Below are 5,542 nucleotides of genomic sequence, written 5' to 3' on the forward strand. Positions count from 1 at the left end.
TCGATCTTGGCCTGGCGGGTGCGGACCATGAAGTCGTGGTTGGCCGGGTCGTAGGAGATGTTGCCCGTGCCGTCCTGCTTCTCGATGCCGCCGATGCGGTGCTCCAGACCGGGCGTGCCGGGCACGGCCCAGGGGCGGGCGAGGGTGCGCGGGTGGCGTTTGTAGGGCCAGTAGACCTCGGTGCCGTCGGCCAGGGTGTGGTTGGGCCCGGTCGCGAAGGGGGTGCGCAGGTCGGGGAGGTCGGCCAGGTCCGGGATGCGCCAGGGCTCGGAGCCGTTGGCGAGGTAGCCGTCGGACAGCAGCATCACCGGGGTGCGGTAGGTGAGCGCGATGCGGGCGGCGTCGATGGCCGCGTCGAAGCAGTCGGCGGGCGTGCGCGGCGCGACGATCGGCACCGGCGCCTCGCCGTTGCGCCCGTACATCGCCTGGAGCAGGTCCGCCTGCTCGGTCTTGGTGGGCAGCCCGGTGGAGGGGCCCCCACGTTGGATGTCGACGATGAGCAGCGGCAGTTCCAGGGAGACGGCCAGGCCGATGGTCTCGCTCTTGAGCGCCACACCCGGACCGGAGGTCGTGGTGACGGCGAGGGAGCCGCCGAAGGCCGCGCCCAGGGCCGCGCCGATCCCGGCGATCTCGTCCTCGGCCTGGAAGGTCCGCACGCCGAAGTTCTTGTGCTTGGACAGCTCGTGCAGGATGTCGGAGGCCGGGGTGATCGGGTAAGAGCCGAGGTAGAGCGGCAGGTCCGCGAGCTGCGAGCCGGCGATGAGGCCGTAGGCGAGGGCGAGGTTGCCGGAGATGTTGCGGTAGGTGCCGGCGGGGAAGGCGGCGGCGGCCGGGGCCACCTCGTAGGAGACGGCGAAGTCCTCCGTCGTCTCGCCGAAGTTCCACCCCGCCCGGAACGCGGCGACGTTGGCCTCCGCGATCTCCGGCTTCTTCGCGAACTTCCGCCGCAGGAACGCCTCGGTGTTCTCGGTGGGCCGGTGGTACATCCACGACAGCAGGCCGAGCGCGAACATGTTCTTGGACCGGTCGGCCTCCTTGCGGGAGAGCCCGAAGTCCTTGAGCGCCTCCACCGTCAGCGTCGTCAGCGGCACCGGGTGCAGGCGGTAGGCGTCCAGCGAGCCGTCCTCCAGCGGTGAGACGTCGTAACCGACCTTGGCCAGGGGGCGCTTGGTGAACTCGTCGGTGTTCACGATGATCTCCGCACCCGGCCGCAGATCCGCCACGTTCGCCTTCAGCGCCGCCGGGTTCATCGCCACCAGCACGTCCGGGGCGTCGCCGGGGGTGAGGATGTCGTGGTCGGCGAAGTGCAGCTGGAAGGAGGAGACGCCGGGCAGGGTGCCGGCGGGGGCGCGGATCTCGGCGGGGAAGTTCGGCAGCGTCGACAGGTCGTTGCCGAACGACGCCGTCTCGGAGGTGAAGCGGTCACCCGTCAGCTGCATGCCGTCGCCCGAGTCACCCGCGAAACGGATCACCACCCGCTCCAGACGGCGGACCTCCTTCGTTCCGGTGGCGATCCGTTCGGCCTGCGTGGTCATAAGGGGGAATCCTCCGTCGATTTTCCGGGCGTACCCGCCCGTCCAGCTGTTCCGACTGTGTGACAACCGTCTCCCGCGCGGCTCCCGAGGCGACCAGCGCCCGGTAGCGCAATACCGGGGCCGGGGCCGGGGCCGGGGCCGGGGCCGGGGCACCGAAGGAGACCACTCCCCGCCAGCGCGCCGCCGGAGAAGTACCCCTGGACGCTTTCCTTGGGCTGCCCTCCCGTAAGTCCTCGGCCGTGGAGCGCCACGACCTGGCCCGCGCTGTGGGTGTCGCCCCCCACCTGTACCTTCATCCCGGACTGGTCGGACCAGACGTACGCCGGAGCGGCGGGCGGCGGTTCCTGCCCGAGGATGTTGCAGGCCACCCTCGCCGCCTGGTCGCTCGCCGACGTCCAGTACTCGCTGCGGCGGTAGCGCCCGGAGCCCTCGTCCGACGAGGCCGCCGCGTCACCAACGGCCCACACCCGCTCCGTGCCGCGGACGCGCCCGCGCGCGTCACAGTCCGCCCCGTCGGCCACCGGCAGCCCGGAGTCCGCGAGCCACGCCGAGTCCGGGACGGCGCCCACACAGACAGGACGCGGTCGGCGCCCAATATCGTCCCCTCGGCCAGCTCGACCATGCGGGCGTCCATGACGCGGGCCACGCTCAGGCCGCAGTGGCACGCCACGCCGCTTTCCGTGAAGAGGCGGCCGGCCGGCGCGCCCACGTCCGCCCCCAGCACCCTGGCGCAGGGTGAGGATGCCGACTCCACCACGGTGACGTCGATCCCCCGGCGGCGGGCAAGCGCGTCGGCGAGTGTCCGCAGCATCACCACCCCCTCCGGCTCCCGTGGGAGCCGCCTGGCGACGGTGCCGGCGCGTCAGTACCACCGCGTCGCCGCTGACGGCGTCACCGTCGTCTCGTACGACCGTCGTGTCCCGCAGCGCGACCGCCCGGCTGCCCAGATGGGCTGTGACACCCAGGGCCGCCAGGCCGACCTCGTCCCCGAGGACCGCCCTTTCCGCCTCCCGCGTCCCGTCGTGTAGCTGCTTGGAGAGCGGCGGACGGTCGTACAAGGCATAGGGTTCGGCGCCGATCAGCGAGATCCGGCCTTCGTAGCCACCCGGGCGCAACCGCTCGGCGGTGCGCAGGCCCGCCAGGCTCCGCACCGACGACCACGACGTGCTCCGCGGTGGGGAGGCGCTTCATCGTCCGCCCTGGGCCGTCGTCATACGAGGGCCCACGGCGGCGAGGCGGGATCCAGCCATGTGTAAACGGAAATGCGCGCCGATCACGGGGCTGCAGACGCGCGGGCCGTGTCCGACACCGCACTCGTCGACGCAGGCTCGGTCGAGGACGTCCACACAGGGCAGCGCCACCACGTATGCCACGGCCCCTCCCTTCGCGTTGACGGCTGTTCTGGGGAAGGGACCGAACCTCAGTCGTCGAGGACGGCGGCGACCTTGCGGACGGTGACGGGTTCGGCGAGGTGCTGCGTGGTGCAGACGTCCTGCATCCGGACGATCGTCTCGTCGAGTCCCGCGCCCAGGCGGTGTCCGGGCGTGAACGTCGCGGGCAGGTGCTTCATCCCGTTGATCACACCGGTGGTGTCGTAGTGGACGGCGCCGCCGGGATCACAGACGTAGTCCGGCATCCGGTCCAGGACCGCGGTGAGCATCTTCTTGAACATGGTCCGGGCCACGTTGGAGCCGATGCACCGGTGGATACCCAGACCGAAGGCGCTGTGCCGGTTGCCGCTCCGGTCCAGGCGGACTTCGTGGGGGCACTCGAAGACCTTCTCGTCACGGTTGGCCATCGCCCACGAAAGCCAGAGACGGTCCCCTTCCTCGAACCGGGTGCCGTTGATCTCGCAGTCCTGCGAAATCGTCCGCCCGTCGCCCTGCGCGGGGGTGAAATACCGCAGGAACTCCTCGGTCGCGCTGTTCAGCAGGGTGTTGCGCTCCCGGCTCAGCCGCCGCCGCTGCGCGGGGTGGTCCCCCAGCCACTCCAAGGAGTGTGCGGTCAACGCCGTGGTGGTGTCGAACCCGCCGCCGATCAAGAGGTTCACCACTCCGAGGATCTCCAGGTCGTCCGGGCGGCGACCGCCGATCTCCGCGGTGACCAACTCGTTGACCAGGCCCGGTCGCGGGTGGGCGCGCACCTCACTGATGGCCTCCAGTAGACCGTCGCTCATTCGCTCCCGCAGCGCCCGCACCCGGGCGTAGTCGGGGGAGTGGACTGGGGTGAAGACCGAGGCGTGGACGGGCTCGCAGTAGATCTCCCAGTCCTTCAGGGGCAGCCCCAGCATCGCGAGTGTGACCACCGCAGGAACGATGTTGGCCAGTTGGTCGACGAAGTCGATCCGGCCGGACTCGATCACCTCGTCGATGCAGGCCCTGGTCAGCTCGTCTATCACCGGCTCCCACCGGGCCACGGCGGCGGGGGAGAGGTAGGGGTTGAGCGCCTGGCGGTAGTAGCGCTGCACTGGGGGGTCCATCTCCAGGAAACCGGCCTGGGTGACGGCGGAGGTGGTCGGCGCGGGGATGTTGATGCCGAGGTAACCCCGCCGCTTGCCTTCCGGATCGCGGTCGTTGGACAGCACCTCGGCCCGGCGGGCGATGTCGAAGAGTTCCCGGTTGCCGCTGGCGAACCAGTAGCCGCCGTGGGTGTCGTTCCAGGCCACCGGGCACTGCTGGTGATACTCGTCGCTGAGCTGCTCGAAGTCCTCGCGGTACGGGGTGGAGTGCCGGTCCAGGTGGATCACGGGGGTCCTGCGGTCGGATGCGGGGGCGGGCGTCTCGTGTTGGCTCATGTGGCGTCTCCTGTCCGGCTGGGGTGAGCGTCTGTCAGGACAGGACGATCGCCTGCTCGGGGCAGGACCGGGCCGCCTCTCGGGCCTGGTCCTCCATCTCGGGCGGCACCTCGTCGAAGAGGACGTACGCGTGGCCGTCCTCGTCGCGGAGCGCGAAGAGATCCGACGCGGTCATCGCGCACAGGGTGTGGCCCTGACAGAGCTGAGGGTCGACGTGAACCTTCATGGACGACTCCTTCATGGGTTCGGTAGGAACGGGGAGGCCGGACGGCAGGTGTCAGTCCTCGGCGCCGCGGCGGGAGGACGCCGTACGAGGGTGGGGTGACGGGCCGTTAGGGTCGCGTCCTCTCTCCGGACGCACGGCCGACCCGCCGGTGGAGGCCGGATCGGGTGCCCGCGCCGTCGTCCGCCGCCACCCCGCCTGCCGGAGCATCTGTTTGATTGGCAAGGTAATCAACACTCTTCGATGGTGTCAACGCTCAGGACGTCGACGACTCGATCAGCTAAACGTCCGTGCTAGATAAGGGAACTGGCACGTCCTGCTGCTATGCGTGGTGGCTTTGGTGACCGATGGGCCGCCAACACGACATCGTGGTTCGGAGCTACTGATTGCTTCGATAGTGGGCAGACAGCAAGGGTAGGGGCGGGGAGGTGGGGGCGGGGAAGTCGGTTCTCTCGAAGTGACCGAATGCTCGGGTCGGCACCATCCGGCTCGGTGGCAACTATGTCGGCTGATCAGGAGGGGCGACCGACCGGTCGCCGTACCCGTCGGGAAGGTTGGCTGATCCTGGTCGCCCATCCCTGGAATCGAACCCGTGACCGGTAAATCGCCGTCTCGGCTTGAGCTGCTGCGGTTCGCGCGCCGCGTCGTCATGCAGCAGGCGACGGCGTCCCTGTGGCAGATCGACGGGTGGATCGCCGAGGAGGAGCGCCGCGAGGCGGCCCAGCGCCGAACCGGCGAGTGGGAGCAGCGCCCGGAGTGGCTCGTGCAGTTCCGGCGCGACGGGAAGACCGTCGACTCGGTGCACTCGGGCGCGTGCTGGGCGGTACCGAAGGGCGCCCGGTGCCGGCCGGTGAGCCGGGTGTGTTCTGTCCGGGGAGGTTGTGGACGGGTGAGTCAGGTCTCGGCTGAGGGATCTTGAACGGGTGAGGGCCCTTCCGGTTCGGTGTGGATTGCGACGTCTACACCAACCAGAAAGGCCCTCGTGGTCCA

Annotated in this window: 6 protein-coding genes; 3 read left to right on the forward strand and 3 right to left on the reverse strand. The window is 70.0% G+C overall.

What is annotated here, in order from left to right:
• Nucleotides 1-1,535 (reverse strand): 2-oxoacid:acceptor oxidoreductase subunit alpha (locus AB0927_RS40760; protein ID WP_366672927.1); only part of this gene is annotated, 1,535 nt, incomplete at its 3' end.
• 270 nt (nucleotides 1,536-1,805) lie between these two features.
• Here AB0927_RS40760 and AB0927_RS40765 point away from each other — a divergent pair.
• Together AB0927_RS40765 and AB0927_RS40770 are read left to right on the forward strand one after the other, a co-directional pair.
• A complete protein-coding gene (locus AB0927_RS40765) occupies nucleotides 1,806-1,952 on the forward strand; it encodes a hypothetical protein (protein WP_366672928.1) in 147 nt (48 codons plus the stop codon).
• A gap of 215 nt (nucleotides 1,953-2,167) precedes the next feature.
• Nucleotides 2,168-2,563, forward strand: a complete 396-nt coding sequence (locus AB0927_RS40770; RefSeq protein WP_366672929.1) for a hypothetical protein — start codon at nucleotides 2,168-2,170, stop codon at nucleotides 2,561-2,563.
• A 392-nt stretch (nucleotides 2,564-2,955) separates the two neighbouring features.
• Here the strand turns inward: AB0927_RS40770 and AB0927_RS40775 are convergent, their stop codons facing one another.
• Nucleotides 2,956-4,329: a cytochrome P450 gene (locus AB0927_RS40775; RefSeq protein WP_366672930.1), complete on the reverse strand. Its 1,374-nt coding sequence runs from the start codon at nucleotides 4,327-4,329 to the stop codon at nucleotides 2,956-2,958.
• 34 nt (nucleotides 4,330-4,363) lie between these two features.
• Complete coding sequence (locus AB0927_RS40780; RefSeq protein WP_366672931.1) at nucleotides 4,364-4,555, reverse strand: ferredoxin; 192 nt, start codon at nucleotides 4,553-4,555, stop codon at nucleotides 4,364-4,366.
• A gap of 589 nt (nucleotides 4,556-5,144) precedes the next feature.
• On the opposite strand from AB0927_RS40780, the gene AB0927_RS40785 reads away from it, so the two are divergent.
• Nucleotides 5,145-5,471: a hypothetical protein gene (locus AB0927_RS40785; RefSeq protein ID WP_366672932.1), complete on the forward strand. Its 327-nt coding sequence runs from the start codon at nucleotides 5,145-5,147 to the stop codon at nucleotides 5,469-5,471.
• Nucleotides 5,472-5,542 lie beyond the last annotated feature (71 nt).

The organism is Streptomyces sp. NPDC048106 (genome assembly GCF_040706415.1).
Lineage (GTDB): Bacteria > Actinomycetota > Actinomycetes > Streptomycetales > Streptomycetaceae > Streptomyces.

Excerpts from the sequence above, each read along its gene's own strand:
- AB0927_RS40775 (WP_366672930.1), bottom strand. The coding sequence starts at position 4,329 with ATGAGCCAACACGAGACGCCCGCCCCCGCATCCGACCGCAGGACCCCC.
- AB0927_RS40770 (WP_366672929.1), top strand. The coding sequence starts at position 2,168 with ATGACGCGGGCCACGCTCAGGCCGCAGTGGCACGCCACGCCGCTTTCC.
- AB0927_RS40780 (WP_366672931.1), bottom strand. The coding sequence starts at position 4,555 with ATGAAGGTTCACGTCGACCCTCAGCTCTGTCAGGGCCACACCCTGTGC.